At 59.2% G+C, this 15,415-nt stretch carries 13 protein-coding genes; 5 read left to right on the top strand and 8 right to left on the bottom strand.

What is annotated here, in order from left to right:
• Positions 1-35: 35 nt before the first annotated feature.
• The 6 genes from ACFSNN_RS09585 to ACFSNN_RS09560 all read right to left on the bottom strand — a co-directional run bounded on the left by ACFSNN_RS09585 (position 36) and on the right by ACFSNN_RS09560 (position 6,713).
• Positions 36-1,118: a LacI family DNA-binding transcriptional regulator gene (locus tag ACFSNN_RS09585; RefSeq protein ID WP_244323045.1), complete on the bottom strand. Its 1,083-nt coding sequence runs from the start codon at positions 1,116-1,118 to the stop codon at positions 36-38.
• A 90-nt stretch (positions 1,119-1,208) separates the two neighbouring features.
• The gene (locus tag ACFSNN_RS09580) at positions 1,209-2,000 is read right to left on the bottom strand and encodes an inositol monophosphatase family protein (RefSeq protein ID WP_134460883.1); all 792 of its coding nucleotides are present in this window, start codon (positions 1,998-2,000) and stop codon (positions 1,209-1,211) included.
• Positions 1,997-3,088: an ABC transporter ATP-binding protein gene (locus ACFSNN_RS09575; protein WP_134465510.1), complete on the bottom strand. Its 1,092-nt coding sequence runs from the start codon at positions 3,086-3,088 to the stop codon at positions 1,997-1,999. The genes ACFSNN_RS09580 and ACFSNN_RS09575 overlap by 4 nt, the downstream gene beginning before the upstream one ends.
• A gap of 2 nt (positions 3,089-3,090) precedes the next feature.
• The gene (locus tag ACFSNN_RS09570; protein WP_134465511.1) at positions 3,091-3,876 is read right to left on the bottom strand and encodes a carbohydrate ABC transporter permease; all 786 of its coding nucleotides are present in this window, start codon (positions 3,874-3,876) and stop codon (positions 3,091-3,093) included.
• Positions 3,877-3,985: 109 nt separating this feature from the next.
• Positions 3,986-4,879 carry a carbohydrate ABC transporter permease gene (locus ACFSNN_RS09565; RefSeq protein WP_244322894.1) on the bottom strand — a complete coding sequence of 298 codons (894 nt, stop codon included), beginning with the start codon at positions 4,877-4,879 and terminating at the stop codon, positions 3,986-3,988.
• A gap of 148 nt (positions 4,880-5,027) precedes the next feature.
• Entirely contained in the window at positions 5,028-6,713 is a 1,686-nt protein-coding gene (locus ACFSNN_RS09560; RefSeq protein ID WP_134460886.1) for a thiamine pyrophosphate-binding protein, read from the bottom strand.
• A 347-nt stretch (positions 6,714-7,060) separates the two neighbouring features.
• Between ACFSNN_RS09560 and ACFSNN_RS09555 the strand changes: the two genes are divergently transcribed.
• Positions 7,061-7,888 carry a helix-turn-helix domain-containing protein gene (locus ACFSNN_RS09555; RefSeq protein WP_134460889.1) on the top strand — a complete coding sequence of 276 codons (828 nt, stop codon included), beginning with the start codon at positions 7,061-7,063 and terminating at the stop codon, positions 7,886-7,888.
• 451 nt (positions 7,889-8,339) lie between these two features.
• Positions 8,340-9,116, top strand: a complete 777-nt coding sequence (locus ACFSNN_RS09550) for a DeoR/GlpR family DNA-binding transcription regulator (protein ID WP_134460892.1) — start codon at positions 8,340-8,342, stop codon at positions 9,114-9,116.
• 93 nt (positions 9,117-9,209) lie between these two features.
• Here ACFSNN_RS09550 and ACFSNN_RS09545 read toward each other — a convergent pair whose 3' ends face one another.
• Positions 9,210-10,226 carry a glycoside hydrolase family 3 N-terminal domain-containing protein gene (locus tag ACFSNN_RS09545; protein WP_134460895.1) on the bottom strand — a complete coding sequence of 339 codons (1,017 nt, stop codon included), beginning with the start codon at positions 10,224-10,226 and terminating at the stop codon, positions 9,210-9,212.
• 5 nt (positions 10,227-10,231) lie between these two features.
• Positions 10,232-11,278, bottom strand: a complete 1,047-nt coding sequence (locus tag ACFSNN_RS09540; protein WP_134460898.1) for a glycoside hydrolase family 3 N-terminal domain-containing protein — start codon at positions 11,276-11,278, stop codon at positions 10,232-10,234.
• Between the two features lie 434 nt (positions 11,279-11,712).
• Between ACFSNN_RS09540 and ACFSNN_RS09535 the strand changes: the two genes are divergently transcribed.
• The 3 genes from ACFSNN_RS09535 to ACFSNN_RS09525 are packed head-to-tail and all read left to right on the top strand — an operon-like array spanning position 11,713 to position 15,412.
• Positions 11,713-14,085 (top strand): bifunctional salicylyl-CoA 5-hydroxylase/oxidoreductase, encoded by a 2,373-nt coding sequence (locus ACFSNN_RS09535; RefSeq protein WP_134460901.1) that lies wholly within the window; start codon positions 11,713-11,715, stop codon positions 14,083-14,085.
• Complete coding sequence (locus ACFSNN_RS09530; RefSeq protein ID WP_134460904.1) at positions 14,082-14,855, top strand: SDR family NAD(P)-dependent oxidoreductase; 774 nt, start codon at positions 14,082-14,084, stop codon at positions 14,853-14,855. The genes ACFSNN_RS09535 and ACFSNN_RS09530 overlap by 4 nt, the downstream gene beginning before the upstream one ends.
• Positions 14,852-15,412: a MarR family winged helix-turn-helix transcriptional regulator gene (locus ACFSNN_RS09525; protein ID WP_134460907.1), complete on the top strand. Its 561-nt coding sequence runs from the start codon at positions 14,852-14,854 to the stop codon at positions 15,410-15,412. Before ACFSNN_RS09530 ends, ACFSNN_RS09525 begins: the two co-directional genes overlap by 4 nt.
• The last annotated feature ends 3 nt before the right edge of the window (positions 15,413-15,415 follow it).

Below are 15,415 nucleotides of genomic sequence, written 5' to 3'. Positions count from 1 at the left end.
AAAGACCGGCGTGGCCGGCTGGCCCGCCGGCTTTCTTAGCCGCGTTTTTTCCGCCGGGCTTTGGTTGTCGAGCGAACCACTAACTCGGTCGGCAGGATGATCCTGGTTGCGGGCGGCTTTTTCGAAGGCGGCGCATTCAGAAGTTCTGTCAACACGCGGGCCGCGTGGCGTCCCTTCTCGATGAGCGGCTGACGAATCGTCGTGAGACCAGCGCCCGCCGCTTCGGGAATATCGTCGAATCCGATGACGGAGAGTTGATCTGGAACGGACACGCCTTGTTCATTGGCGATCTTCAGGAAAGACAGGGCCATCACGTCGGACGTGGCGGCCACCGCCGTCAAGCCCTTGTTCGCCAGCATCTGTTCGGCCGCCCAGTCGCCGGAAGCGTGATCGAACCCTCCCGCCTCGATGATGATCAAATCGTCAAAGGACAGACCCGCAGCTTTCCCCGCCGACAGATAGCCCTCGAGCCGGGCCCTCACCACATTTTCCGTCGACTGCCGGAAGCGCTTTTGTGTGACGGGGCCTCTTGATCCATCCGGTTTCAGACGGTCGGCAATGATGCCGATCTTGCTATGACCAAGGTCGAGGAGATGCTTCATCTGAAGCTCGCCCGAGCCGAAGTCGTCGATTCCGACGAACGGCGCGCCCTCCATGATCGGTGCGTCGACTACGACGAACGGAATGTTCTGCTTACGCGCCATGGCGACGACCGGATAGTCGTCCGGCAGGTTGTACGCGATAAGGCCGTCGACAAAACCCCGCACTGCCAGGCTGACGCTACCGGGTTCCCCCGACTGATTGACGAGGTCTTTTTGCAGCGGAAATAGTGCGAGAGCAACGTTCGACAGCTCGCCAATTTCGCCGATGCCACGCAGGAGCCCGGTAGTGGACGGATCAATGAACGCATAAGGAAGCTCGTCGGAAATCATCAGTCCGATAGCGCCGACGCGCCCCGAGCGCAGACTGCCCCCTCGAACATTCGGCCCAGGATAACCGAGCTTCTTCGCGACCTTGAGAATGTGCTCACGCTGAGCCTCCGATATCTCGGACGGCTTGTTATAAGCGTATGAGACGGCAGGCTGCGAAACCCCCGCGGCGAGCGCAACATCCTTCATCGACACTGTTCGTTTCATTTCGAAAGAGGGCATCCAGTCCTTGTACCGCCGGGAAGGGTATTGTACAGGCAGTGTCGCGCGCGCCTTCAGCTATCGCAGGCTGACTGCGAGCGTTTGAAGTGCCTGAGAGTGCAGAGCCGGAGTCGAGGCAGCGAGTACGTTTCCCGCCGCGTTCTCGGTCAAGGCTTGCCCTTGCCAATCGGTCATCACGCCGCCGGCTTGTCGAACAATCGGAACGATGGGCAGGAAATCGTGGAGCGCGAGGCCAGCTTCGACGACGAGATCGCAGCGCCCGGCTGCAAGCGCCGCATAGTTGAAACAGTCGCCGCCATAGCGATGGACCGCAACCGCTTTAGATAGTCGATCGAAGCCGATTCGTTCGACGGATGTGAATTTGTCGGGTGTCGTCGTGCAAAGCCGGGCTGCTGCAAGCTCCGAACAACGGCTCGTCCGAATCGACTCATCTTCGATGTCGAATGAGAAAAGCCGCTCGTGTAGCGCGGGCATTTCTATTGCGCCCAGCCACGGCGTTCCTTCGTTCAACACGCCGATCAGGGTTCCCCAAAGGGGACTTCCGGTGACGAAAGCCTTCGTGCCATCCAGAGGATCGATAACCCACCTCGGGGCTGATGAGCGGCTTTCCGCGCCCGCCAGAAAGCCGAACTCTTCGCCGATAATGGAATCGTCCGGATGTCGCGAATTGATGCACGCGCGCAATGCGAGTTCTATCTCCCGGTCCAGTTCCGTGACCGGCGATCGGTCTTGCTTGCGCTCGAACTGAAGCAATTCCCCCGCATGCGATGACCAGATGGAACGGGCCAGTTCGCACAATCGCCGAACCGTTTGCTTGTAGTATTGCCCGTCCCGCCTTTGGACTTTCACTCCACGCGCTCTTCAGTGACTGCGTCGAATATCAGCACCTTGGCCGTATTCGCTTTCAGCCGCACGGTCTCGCCCACTTGCCCGACGCCAGGCGCGAAGCGGATCATCAATGGTTCGCCCGCTGCGGAAACCAGAACGAAGTTGTCGGCGCCAGTGGGCTCGACCACATCGACGACTGCCTCGAAACCCTCGTCGCCGGCGCCAAACGAAAACCACTCAGGCCGGACGCCGAGTACGATCTCGCGCCCGATATGACGTTGCTGTGCAAGCGACAACGGCCCTAGCGAGATTTTCAACGGACGCTTCTTGTCTGGCCCGCCGACAAACGTGGACGAAGTCCCATCGCCCTGAAGCGTGCCCTTGATGCAGTTCATCGCTGGGGAGCCGATGAAGCGCGCGACAAATAGATTGCTGGGCCGGTCGTACACGTCTTCCGGGGATCCGGTCTGCTGAACTTCTCCGCCCTTCATCACCACGATCTTGGTGGCGAGCGTCATCGCTTCGATCTGATCGTGTGTCACATAGACCGTGGTGGTGCCCACCCGCTGATGCAGCTTCTTGATCTCCGCGCGCATATCCGTGCGCAGCTTGGCATCGAGGTTCGACAACGGTTCGTCGAAGAGGAAGATCTTGGGCTCGCGAACCATCGCGCGGCCCATCGCAACACGTTGCCGCTGACCGCCCGACAACTGGCTCGGCTTGCGGTCGAGCAACTGGTCGAGTTGCAGGATCGACGCTACCCGCTGCACCGCGGCTTCCTGTTCGCTTTTCGAAGCGCCGCGCACGCGCATGCCGAATGTCAGGTTCTTTCGCACCGTCATCGTCGGATAAAGCGCATACGACTGGAACACCATCGCGATGTCGCGTTTGGCGGATTCGATATCGTTGACGACCGTGTCGTCGATAATAATTTCGCCTTCGGAAACCGGCTCGAGGCCTGCGATCGCGTTCAGCAATGTCGACTTGCCGCAGCCCGACGGTCCGAGAAGAACCAGGAATTCCCCGTCGTTCGCATCGATATTGATGGCTTTCAGACAGGCCACGTTGCCGTAGTTTTTACGAACATCCCGAATATGCAAAGAAGCCATCATTACCCCTTGACCGCGCCGGCCATCAGCCCGCGCACAAAATATTTACCAGCCAGAACATAAATGACCAACGTGGGCAACGCGGCCAGCAAAGCCGCCGCCATGTGCACGTCGTACGGGCGCTCCCCCGCGCTGGCGCTTACCATGTTATTGAGCGCGACCATGATCGGCGTATTCTGCCCACTCGTGAACGACACGCCGAACAGAAAGTCATTCCAGATGCCGGTGAATTGCCAGATCACGGTAACGACGATCATCGGTATCGAGAGCGGCAGGATGATGTGGCCGAAGGTCGTCCAGAAGCCCGCTCCATCGACGCGCGCGGCTTTGATCAGGTCCTGCGGGACCGTCATGAAATAGTTGCGGAAGAACATGGTCGTAAACGGAAGTCCGTAGACCGTATGCACCAGAATCAGTCCACCGAGATTTCCCGAAAGTCCTAGCGTACCGAGTGTCTTCGCGAGCGGAATCAGAACGGCCTGATACGGCGTAAAGCTGCCGAACAGAATGACCCCATAGACGAAGCGCGAGCCCCTGAAATTGAACTTGGTCAGCGCGTAGCCGTTGAGCGCGCCGAACAGCGCGGAAAGCACAACAGCGGGCACCACCATCAATACCGTGTTGAAATAGAAACCGCGCAACCCCACGCAATCGACGCCGACACACGCGTTTTGCCACGCGTCGACCCATGGCTGCACGGTCGGCCGCAGCGGCACGGAGAGTATCGAGGTCGAGCGGATTTCCGCCATATCCTTAAGCGAGGCGAACACCATCACGACCAGCGGCATGACGAAGAACGCGGCAAACCCGATCAGCACCGCGTAAAGAACGACGCGGCTGAACGTGCGGGTAATGATCCGGCGACGATTTCTCGGGCGTGCCGGACGATGGGCGAGATTAGAGGCTATCGTGGTGCTCACGCTTAAACTCCGAAAAGAGATACGGCACAATAATGACGACCACCACCAGCAGAATCATCACGGAACTCGCCGCGCCTTGAGCCAGTTGGCCTCGGCTGAAGGTGAGGTTGTACATGAACGTCGTCGGAAGATCGCTTGAGAAACCGGGGCCGCCATTCGTCAGGGCGACGACCAGGTCGAATGAGCGCACCGCCTGATAGATCAGAATGACGATCACGCTGAACACGGACGACCGGAGCATCGGAATGATGATCGTCGAATAGATGCGGAACACGCCGGCGCCTTCCATCTGCGCCGCTTTGACGATTTCACCATCCACACCCCGCAGTCCCGCGAGAAAGATCGCCATCACAAAGCCGGCCGTCTGCCAGACTGCGGCGATGACCAACGTGTACACCGCCATCTTTGGATCAATCAGCCAGTTGACGTGAATGCTGGTCCAGCCGATCTCGTGGAAAAGCATTTCGAGTCCGAGCCCCGGATTCAATATCCACTTCCATGCGGTGCCGGTCACGATCAACGAGACCGCCATCGGATAGAGATAGATCATCCGCAGCGACCCTTCGGCGCGCACCTTCTGGTCGAGGAAGATCGCGAGCAGCAGGCCGATGACAAGCGAGATAACCATGAACGCCACGGAAAACAGCCCGAGGTTGACGACGGCCACATTCCAGCGATCGGAGTTCCACAAGCGCACGTACTGCGCAAATCCGACGAAATCGTAGTTCGGCGCGAACTTCGAATTCGTGAACGAGATCAGCACCGACCAGCCGATAAAAACGTAGACCGCGATGGTCAGCACGACGATGCTCGGCGTCAGCGTGAGAACCGCGGGATTCCAGAATTGTTTGCGTCGCGGGGCTCGCGACATTGCGCGTCCGCTCGCATCTCCGGACTTCAGAGATACGTTCAGTCTGCGACTCGTATCCACTTCCATAACCTTGCCTCTGTAGTAAGACATCAACCAAAAACGGAACGCGGCGGGCTCGACCCGGGCATTGCCGAAGTGCTCGATACGTTCACTCGACAGCACTCCCTTCTGGACGGCGCATCGAACTCTTTTCCCCTGAGTGCCCAGGACTTCCGCACAAGCCTGCTAGCGACGCGTAGTCTTCACGAGCAGTCAGAATTTCCACGAGCGCCGGTCCGCCACTCGACAACGCGCCCCTCAACGCTCTTTCGAGTTGCGATTCGTGCTCCACGCGCCAGGACTCCAGTCCGAAACTTCGTGCGATGTCGGAGAAGTCCGGCGAATATGGCTTTCCGTTGGGCATGTTGAATTCAGACCCGACATGACGCCCCAGCAGCTTTTGCTGGAGAAATCGAGTCGACATGTGCCCGCAGTTATTCAGAACAACGAACACCAGCGGCAAGCCGTGCATCACGCAAACGGCCATCTCCGGAAGAGACTGCAGAAAGTCACCGTCGCCGACCACGCATACGACATCCTTTGCTGGCACCGCCAGCTTTGCGCCGATGGCGGCGGACACCGCCCATCCGACCACGGGTGAGTTCGCGCAGGTCAGTTGCGTACGCGGCTGGTAAGCGCGGAATACCTGCTGAACGGCCATCAATGCCGTGCCGGGTCCTGCCACGACAACCCCGTCCCGCTCCATGACCTGCCGAAGCACGCTGATCGGCCGTTGAGCCGAGAACGGCGTCTTGAGAACATCCGAGCGGACCGCGACGAGTTGCAGCCAGCGCGTCTTCAGCTCTTCGACGGTCGCGAGCCAACTCTCGTGCCGCGACAATGCGCGCCGCGATCGTTGAGGCGATATTGCAACCGACATGTCGCGCAGCGCGCCGGACACATCGGCATGGATATCCAGTTGCCAGGTCTGATCGTGCTGCGGAGGTTCGAGCGATACGCGGATCAGCGTCCGTTTATCCGAACTGCCGGCTGCATGCGGCACATCCGGAACCCCGGCCCAGTCGGCTTCCTTGCAGCCCAGGACGAGAATCATGTCGGCACGCGCCAGAATCGAATTGCCGGCCCCGGTGCCGAATCTCCCGGCAGAGAGGCCGCTCACCGAATGGTCTTCCGGTACGATTCCCTTGGTGCTCGCCGACGTCACAACGGGCGCGCCGAGCCTGGTTGCCAGTTTGAGAAGCGCGTCTTTCGCCTCGGCCGCCTGGGTCTCGATCCCGACAAAGATCGCCGGTCTCATCGAAGACAGAAGCAGCGCCACGGCCTTTTCAATCAATCGATGATCCGCTGTCGGCGGCTCCGTCGCCTGCTGTGCATGGAGTGCGTTCATATCGATATCGAACAGTTCGCACTGAACATCGAGAGGCACTTGGATCTGCACCGGCTTCGGCTGACTCGCCAGCAGGACGCTAAACGCCGACTGCAACACATCAGGCAACTGCGCCGCGCGCTGCGCCGCATCGGCGGCGGTGCGGCCGGCTATCAGCAACGCCGCACTGGAATGCGCTTCCATCACATTGGTATCGGTAGGCATCGGCATGTCATTCCCGCTTGCCCCTCCTATGAGCGCCATCGGGCAGCCGCAGGCACGATGGAAGCCATCAGCAAGGTGGACGGCGCTCCTCGACTGCATCACCTGAATGAACGGAATTTCCCTACCGCCATCGAGAAACGCGTCCAGCAGCGGCAGGCAGTCTCTGCCCGGCACACCGGCAACGTACTGGACGCCGTAGTTCTTCATTGCTTGCGCAATGACCTGTGCGCCCGTTAGCTTCAATCTCGTCTCCGTCGGGTTTAGTGTCTCGGGCGGCAATCCGCTTAAAGTCACTGCCTACTCGTTGGAGAGGAGTATTTGCCACTAAAAAAACCGACTCAATTTCGCAGACGGCGCAAACGAGACGCACTGTGACGCACGGAAAGCAGTACACTGAATCACCCCGAGGTTTGCCGGCCCGTGACGGCTCGCGTCGTTGAAAACAACGTGGTTTTTGCGGGGTTTCTATCAGTTGGCATGGAGCCGACGAGCGCGTACCATCCGGCGATTCACAGCGAGGCCGGCGTCGGCTTGCTTGGCATTCCCGCTAAACAATTCGGCAGAGTCCGAAACTCTACGCATACAAAGACATGGATCGACAGCAAGACCTCGCAAATCTCGCCACCAACCTGTCTCTGCTGGTGGCTTCGTTCGATTCTGTCGCGGACTTCTGCCGCAAGCTCAACATAAATCGCCAGCAGTTCAATAAGTATCTTGCCGGCTACCATGTTCCTTCGCAGAAGGTCCTTCTGAAGATAGCAAAGTTCTTCCTGATGGAGCCGAGCGATCTGTTTCTGGCGCCCGCGGAATTCCGGAGCTTCTATGAGGGCCTGGAATATGAACTTCCGCTGGACCTGAAGTCCGCCCCGCAATTCGTAAGGTTCTTGCCGCTCATCAAATCTTCGGTTGCGCCGCTGCAGGACTTCCTCGGTGTCTACCACCGGTATCACAACTCGTCGATCTACAAAGGGCGGATTCTGCGCTCCGTTACCTGCATCTACGAACACGATTCGTCCGTGCGTTATGTGACTGTCGAGCGTTTCCCGCTGCAGGACAGCACCAACAAGGTCGCGTATTCCTTCACCTATCATGGGTTCTGCTTTTTGCTCGGCGACCGGATCTTCATGATCGACTTTGAAGGACATCAGAAAAACGAAATGACTTTTTCCGTCCTCACGCCGCAGCACAGACGACCGATCCGCTTTCTTTACGGCGTCGTCACGGGTGTAGCCTCTTCGTCTTTCAGGCAACCCTTCTCGACACGCCTTGCCTTGTGCTTTCAGGACCGTGGTTCGCTTCGAAAAAAACATCTTCGCCAGGCAACGGTCCTACTTCCTAGCGACCAGTCGTTGCCACTCGAGATACGGGAGTACATGACCGGCGACCAGTCGACCATGGTGTGGGGTGGCGAAGGCTGACGGAAATACCACATGCACGTTTAATTTTTCTAATTTGACTTATTCGTATAAGATAGACAGGGTTAGCCAAAGGTTGCGAGCAGGAATGCCCATCGTTGTTTTTGCATCCGCACCTGCTCTATCTGTATGAGGAGTTCCGCCATGCCAGGAAGTCTTTATGTTAATGGGTCCGCTATAGCGGTCCTGTTTAAGTCACTGCCCATCGCGATTGAAGTTGGCGTTTGTATCGGTGCAGGCGCTGTACTTGTCGGCGTGATGGCGGCACTCGTTAAATTCGTAAGACTGGATGCGACGCAGATTTGAGCTCAGGCGAGATTCGAATGTTCTAAACACAAAACGAGAAGTAGCAGTGTGCGGCCTTCTGGCCCATAGACCGCTTAGCACGGCGATCGCTATATTCCGCTCTATAATGCGCGTTATTGCTCATTATGTTTGTTCTTCGGAATAGCCAATGCTTACTTACGAGGCCCTTCCCGACGAGCGTCAGCGGCACATACGTGCATTGCTCGCATCCAAGGGAAAAGTATTCGCCGCCGACCTTGCCGCAGAATTCGGTGTTTCGGAACACACCATTCGGCGCGACCTCACAGATCTCGCAAAAGGCGGGGCGTGCCGAAGAGTCTATGGTGGCGCGGTCGCCATTGCGCCCAATGGCGGAAGCCTGCAGCATCGAATGGAGCGGGAACCGGAACGGAAAGGCGCTCTCGCGGTTGCGGCCGTGTCGCTGCTCGGTGAAAACCAATGCATATTCATCGACGCCGGCAGTACCAACCTGTCCATAGCGCACGCGATTCCTGCGGATCTCAACCTTACGGTGGTCACCAACTCGCCGGTCATTGCGTCAGCGCTTCTTGAAAAAGACAACGTGATCTTGATCACATTGGGAGGGCAGATCGACAAGACGATAGGTGGCACCGTTGGCGTGCTCGCCGTCGAGGCAATTCAGAGGCTGACATTCGATCTTGCGTTTCTGGGTGCCTGCGCAATCGATCCGCAGGAAGGGCTAACCGCCTTCAGCCTCGAAGACGCGTCATTCAAGCGGGCGGTTGTGGCCAGAAGCGGGACGATCGCGATAGCCGTCACCAAGGAGAAGTTGTTGAGCGTTGCGACGCACAACGTTACGTCCGTTGACGCCATCGCGACAATCATCGTCGAAAGCGACGCCCCCAAAAAACAGGTTAAAGCTTTCGCCGATAGCGGGCTGCAAGTTCTGGTCGCGTCCCGGTAGGTATTCCGCGCAATCAGTGACTGTGTTTGCGGAGAGAGATGCAATTGATCTTTGGCAAGCCGGGGAATTCTCATGGCGGAATTCCCCGCACTGTCATTTACACAGACCGAAATCGGCCAGTTGATGTACCGCGTTGGCAGCTGCATCAAGTCGCAACGGATCAAGCTTGCCGCCCTGGACAGCATTGACGATGGCGGTCGCTACTTCGTCGATGTGAGGCACCGCGTTCGGTGATAACAGAAGCAGATCCGCACCGGCCGCAAGCGCTTCAACGGCAACATTTCCGACGGACTTGTTTCCGATGGTGGCCTTATGATCAAGATCGCACGTCATCACCAATCCTTCGAACTGCAGCTCCCGGCGTAAGAGTGCGATGAGTTCAGCCGATAGCGATCCAGCTACCGCTGGTTTGAACGCCTCGAAGCGTGCTGGCCCCATCATGACTGCACTGACGCCCTCTTCAATTCCCGTCCGAAAGGCACCCCATTGAGCGCGCAGATCGTCCAGAGATGCAGGCACCGTCGCTTCGTCTTTCGCTGGATGGCCTCGCAAAACCGGATGCCCGGGGAAGTGTTTTAACGTGGTCTTCAGACCCGCACGGCGCGCGCCGCGTATGTAAGACCGCACCATTCGCGACGCCGTCTCCGGGTCGTCCGCTAACGTGCGCCCCTCGAGCCACTGGTTGCTTCCTGTCAGCACGTCCGCCGTAGGTGAGAGTGCAAGATTGATACCGGCATTAGTGACTCCACATGCCATTTCAAAACAGACTTCTTCCAGTTCAAACTCTGACATTCTTTGTGCAGCATCGCGAGACGGCAACTTTGCCGAGACTCCTTGCAGCCGATGTACCGCTGCAATATCGGCGTCGGCCGCCAGGATTAACTTGCCCGCGCGCGCCTTCGCTTTCTCGATCGCACTATGCCAGGCTTCAACCGTCTCTCGACTGAGCCGTTGCTCGCTCATCTGGCCAGAGACATATTCCTCACCTGTCTCGCCAAACAAAAGGCTGCGACCACCTCTATCAAGAAAGCGACAGATATTGCCGTCGATTTCGAGTGTTTCCAGTACCGGAAACAGCACTGCATGCACCTGACGGGAAAGTTCACTCATGGCGATTAGCTGCCTCTTTTGCTGTTCATGCCAACATCACCGTCATTTTCCAGCTCCAGTGCTAATGAGCGCACTCGCCGGGCCGCCTCAGCGAGGCGCTTCGGTTCGAGCTGCCCGCTCTTCACCGCCTCAACTATCGTCCGGACGATTACGTCGAGACCTGACTGGCTCGAGACCAGGAGCAGGTCCGCGCCCGCGACCAGCGATGCCACCGCTGCCGCCTCGACTGTTCGCCCGCGCAGAATGCCCGGCGCGTCCAGATCGTCCGAGATAATCAGGCCGTCGAAAGCAAGCTTCCCACGCAGGAACGACAACGTTTGAGGAGACGTACTGGATGGTTCTTCGGCGTCCACGGCAGGGACCAACGCGGGGCCTGCCATTACGGCCCTGACACCAGCGCTGATGACATCCCCGAACACTTCGATTGTCGGTAGCAGGTCTTCTCGAGTGGCGTTGACTACCGCGGCATGGAGCGCCGGATCGAGTTCGGTAACAGGATGACCAGGGAAGTGCTTGGCTGTCGCCGCGACGCCGGCCGCCTGGATACCGCGCACAAACGCGCATGTGATCCGGCTCACTTCGGCCGGGTCGACGCCGAGATTGCGCCCCTCGAGCCATGGGTTGACACCAGACACAACGTCGACGATCGGCGCCAGAAACAGATTGACACCTAGACCGCGCGCCGCCTTGGCTACTTCAAACGACTGCCTGGCGATTTCTTCCGCCGACAGCTCACGTGCGGTCTTAAAGTCAGGCAGAGCGGGCGCAAGCCGATGAAGACGCTGAATGCCACCGAGCTCCTGGTCGATAGCAGCGATGACAGCGCCGCCCGCGTGTCGTCGCGCAAGGTCGACGACGCTTTCGAATTGCTCGGCCGTTTCGGTCATACGCCGTTCGTTACTCATGGACCGAGCGACATACTCGTCCCGGCTTTCGCCCAGGAGGATGGAAACCCCGCCATTGTCCAGATAACGCAAGACGGCGTCGTCAAGTTCGAGACCCGCAAACGCCGGGAGCAGGACCGCGTGAGCGTCCTGAATGAGTTCGTTCAAAGAAAATCTCCTGTCAGTGAGTTGCAGGCGAGCGACACGTCGGTATGGAGCTCGGCTCGCTCATCGCTTCATATTGCACTATCTTGCTCAGTATAGCTCGTTTTTATCCCTGCACAAGCCATTTTCGCGCTACGTTACTGCTCGATAATGCACGTTTGCAAGTTGTGGTGCGGCGGGAGGCTGGCATCTCACGCGCGCAGTCCGACAACAACCGTGTCTGATAGACAACTTCGGCAAAACTTCGATAACAGCCGTACTTCGAAGTGTCCGTTTTTTACTTTCGGTCTGAGGTCGCGGTTCTGCCGCCCGACTCTGTTTCTTCCGATCAATCACTGATCGCGCCCACCACCCTCGCACAGCCATATTTACTTGACATCTAAACTATCGAAGCCTAAATTACCCACATCAGCAGCGTTCACACATGGGGAACAAGCATGCGCATCGTTTGCATTGGTGGCGGCCCGGCCGGCCTGTATTTCGGGCTTTTGATGAAAAGCCGGAACCCGGCCTACGATGTCACGGTCGTCGAGCGCAACCGTCCGTACGACACATTCGGCTGGGGCGTCGTGTTCTCCGACCAGACGCTCGGCAATCTGCGCGCCGCCGACGCCCCCAGTGCCGACGCCATCCTCGACGCCTTCAATCACTGGGACGACATCGAGATCAATTTCCGCGGCCGGCAAATCCGTTCGTCGGGTCACGGCTTCTGCGGCATCGGCCGCAAGCGTCTGCTGAACATCCTGCAGGCGCGCTGCGAAGAACTCGGCGTCAAGCTGGTTTTCGAAACCCAGGTCACGGACGACAGCGTCTACGAAGCCGACTTGATCATCGCGTGCGACGGCGCGAACAGCGCGGTCCGTCAAAAGTACGCGGCCACTTATCGGCCCGCCATCGACATGCGCGATTGCCGCTTCGTCTGGCTCGGCACTAAAAAACTCTTCGACGCCTTCACCTTCGCTTTCGAAGAAACCGAATTCGGCTGGTTCCAGGCGCACGCTTATCGCTTCGACGATCAGACCTCCACGTTTATCGTCGAAACCCCGGAGCGCGTCTGGCGCGCCGCCGGCCTCGACGAAATGAGCAAGGAAGACAGCATCGCGTTCTGCGAAAAGCTGTTCGCGAAGTATCTCGACGGCAACGCGTTGCTCTCGAACGCGGCGCATTTGCGCGGCTCGTCACAATGGATTCGTTTCCCGCGTGTCGTCAACGACGAATGGGTACATTGGCGCAATAACGCCGACGGTACGCAGACGCCGATCGTCCTCATGGGCGACGCCGCCCATACCGCTCACTTTTCGATCGGCTCGGGCACCAAGCTCGCGCTTGAAGATTCGATCGAACTCGCCAACAGCATGGGCGCGCATCCCGGTGACCTTGCGGCTGCGCTCAAGCACTACACCGACGTGCGCAGCATCGACGTATTGCGCATTCAGAACGCGGCGCGCAATTCGACGGAATGGTTCGAGCATGTCGACCGCTATACCTCGTTCGAGCCGGAACAGTTCGCGTATTCGCTGCTCACGCGCTCGCAGCGCATCTCGCACGAGAATCTGCGTGAACGTGACGCGCAGTATCTGTCCGGTTTCGAAGACTGGCTCGCCCAGCGCTCCGGCGTGAATCGCGCGCCGGAGAAGCACTCCGTGCCGCCCATGTTCACGCCCTTCACGTTGCGAGGCGTCACGCTGAAAAACCGCGTGGTCGTGTCGCCGATGGCGCAATACTCCGCCGTCGACGGCATTGCGGGCGACTATCACTTGATGCACCTCGGCGCGCGCGCCATGGGCGGCGCAGGGCTGGTCATGACCGAAATGACCTGTGTCTCGCCCGAAGCGCGCATCACGCCCGCGTGTCCCGGCATGTATGCGCCCGAGCATCTCACTGCATGGAAGCGCATCGTCGACCTGGTGCATCGTCAGTCGGATGCGAAGATCGGCATTCAGCTCGGCCATTCCGGCGCCAAAGGCTCGACTCGTGTCTCGTGGGAAGGCATCGATCAGCCACTCGCGGAAGGCAACTGGCCGCTCCTCTCGGCATCGCCGCAACAATATCTGCGTGGCGTCAGCCAGCATTCGCGCGAAGCCACACAAGACGAGTTACGCGAAATCGAAGCACAGTTCGTCCGCGCCACGCAAATGTCAGCCGAAGCCGGTTTCGACTGGCTCGAATTGCATTGTGCGCACGGCTATTTCCTGTCGAGCTTTCTGTCGCCGCTCACCAATCATCGCACTGATGAATACGGCGGCTCGCTGGAAAATCGTCTGCGTTATCCGTTGCAGGTTTTCAAGGCGATTCGCGCGGTCTGGCCGCAAGACAAGCCGATTTCCGTGCGCATCTCCGCGAACGATTGGGTCGAAGGCGGCACGACCCCGGACGACGCGGTCAAGATCGCCCAAGCCTTCAAAGCAGCCGGCGCCGACATGATCGATGTGTCGTCGGGCCAGGTCAGCAAGGAAGAAAAGCCGGTATTCGGACGCATGTTCCAGACGCCCTTTGCCGACCGCGTGCGCAACGAAGCAGGCATCGCGACGATCGCGGTCGGCGCGATCTCCGAAGCGGATCACGTGAATAGCATCATCGCTGCAGGCCGCGCGGATCTGTGCGCGATTGCGCGCCCGCATCTGGCGAATCCTTCGTGGACGTTGAACGAAGCGGCCAAGATTGGGTACTTCGACGTGATGTGGCCGAACCCCTACACCGCGGCCAAGTCTCAACTCGAACGCAACCTCGAACGCGAGCGCGCCCAAGCCGCCGCGAACGCGGGGCTCTCGCCGCAAGAACGCGCGCAACGCGCCGAAGGAACCGTGTGAACACACTCAATTCGACACTCGCGGGACAGCACGCGGTCGTCACCGGCGGCGGCAGCGGCATAGGCGCCGCCGTCGCGGAAGTTCTGCTACGCGCCGGCGCGCGCGTCACGTTGATGGGCCGCAACGCGGAACGGCTCGACGTGCAGCGTGAGAAATGCCGGGCACTGGGCGACGTGGCTTGCATCAGCGTCGACGTGACGCAGGAAGACTCCGTCGCGAGTGCATTCACCGAGGCCGGCGCAATCGACATCCTCGTCAACAACGCGGGCCAGGCGCAAGCCGCGCCGTTCACGCATACCGACATGGCGCTCTGGCAGCGCATGCTGGACGTGAACCTCACCGGCGTTTTTCTCGGCACGCGCGCGGCGCTGCCCGGCATGCTCGAACGCGGCCACGGACGCATTGTCAATGTGGCCAGCACGGCCGGCCAAATCGGCTACGCGTACGTCGCGGCCTATTGCGCCGCGAAACATGGCGTGATCGGTCTTACGCGATCGCTCGCGTTGGAAGTCGCGACGAAGGGTGTCACCGTCAACGCCGTGTGCCCCGGCTACACCGAAACCGAACTGCTGCACGCATCGCTTGAACAGATCACCAGCAAGACCTCGCGCACCGAACAGCAGGCGCGCGAAACCTTGCTGCGCTCGAATCCGCAACATCGCTTCGTGAGTCCGGAACAGGTCGCCAACGCGGTGCTGTGGCTCTGCCAACCCGGCTCGGATGCCGTCACGGGGCAATCCATTTCCATCTCTGGTGGAGAAGTGATGTGACCAAGTCATCGAACATCAAGAAGCCTACGGCGGCGGCTGATACGAAACCGCCGCGCAAGGGCGTACCTAAACCCGCGGAGAACGTCGTGGACCTCGAAATGAGCACGGGCGCTGATAGTCACATGGGCCTGCGCTTGTGGCTGCGCATGCTGACGACGACCAACCTCGTGCAAGCCGAACTGCGCAAACGGCTGCGCAACGAATTCGACACCACGTTGCCGCGTTTCGATCTGATGGCGCAGTTGGAGCGTCATCCCGAAGGCCTGAAGATGACCGAACTGTCGCGCCGTTTGATGGTGACGGGCGGCAACATCACCGGCATTACGGATCAGCTCGAAAAAGAAGGCCTGGTGTCACGCGACAACGATCCGAACGACCGGCGCTCGATCAGTGTGTGCCTGACGCCGGCGGGACGCAAAGCGTTCGACAAGATGGCGACCGCGCACGAGCAATGGGTGGTCGAACTGTTCGGCGGCCTGAGCCTCGATGAAAAATCGCGCACGCATCAGCGCCTCGGCAAACTCAAGCAACATCTGCTCGACAGTCTGAAAGACTGATCG

This window comes from Paraburkholderia dipogonis (assembly GCF_042680985.1).
Classification (GTDB): domain Bacteria; phylum Pseudomonadota; class Gammaproteobacteria; order Burkholderiales; family Burkholderiaceae; genus Paraburkholderia; species Paraburkholderia phytofirmans.
This window is presented reverse-complemented; position numbering and strand designations above follow the sequence as displayed.

Coding starts and splice junctions, on each gene's coding strand:
- ACFSNN_RS09545 (WP_134460895.1), bottom strand. CDS start 10,226: ATGAGTGAACTTTCCCGTCAGGTGCATGCAGTGCTGTTTCCGGTACTG.
- ACFSNN_RS09585 (WP_244323045.1), bottom strand. CDS start 1,118: ATGAAGGATGTTGCGCTCGCCGCGGGGGTTTCGCAGCCTGCCGTCTCA.
- ACFSNN_RS09550 (WP_134460892.1), top strand. CDS start 8,340: ATGCTTACTTACGAGGCCCTTCCCGACGAGCGTCAGCGGCACATACGT.
- ACFSNN_RS09575 (WP_134465510.1), bottom strand. CDS start 3,088: ATGGCTTCTTTGCATATTCGGGATGTTCGTAAAAACTACGGCAACGTG.
- ACFSNN_RS09555 (WP_134460889.1), top strand. CDS start 7,061: ATGGATCGACAGCAAGACCTCGCAAATCTCGCCACCAACCTGTCTCTG.
- ACFSNN_RS09535 (WP_134460901.1), top strand. CDS start 11,713: ATGCGCATCGTTTGCATTGGTGGCGGCCCGGCCGGCCTGTATTTCGGG.
- ACFSNN_RS09570 (WP_134465511.1), bottom strand. CDS start 3,876: ATGCCGCTGGTCGTGATGGTGTTCGCCTCGCTTAAGGATATGGCGGAA.
- ACFSNN_RS09565 (WP_244322894.1), bottom strand. CDS start 4,879: ATGTCGCGAGCCCCGCGACGCAAACAATTCTGGAATCCCGCGGTTCTC.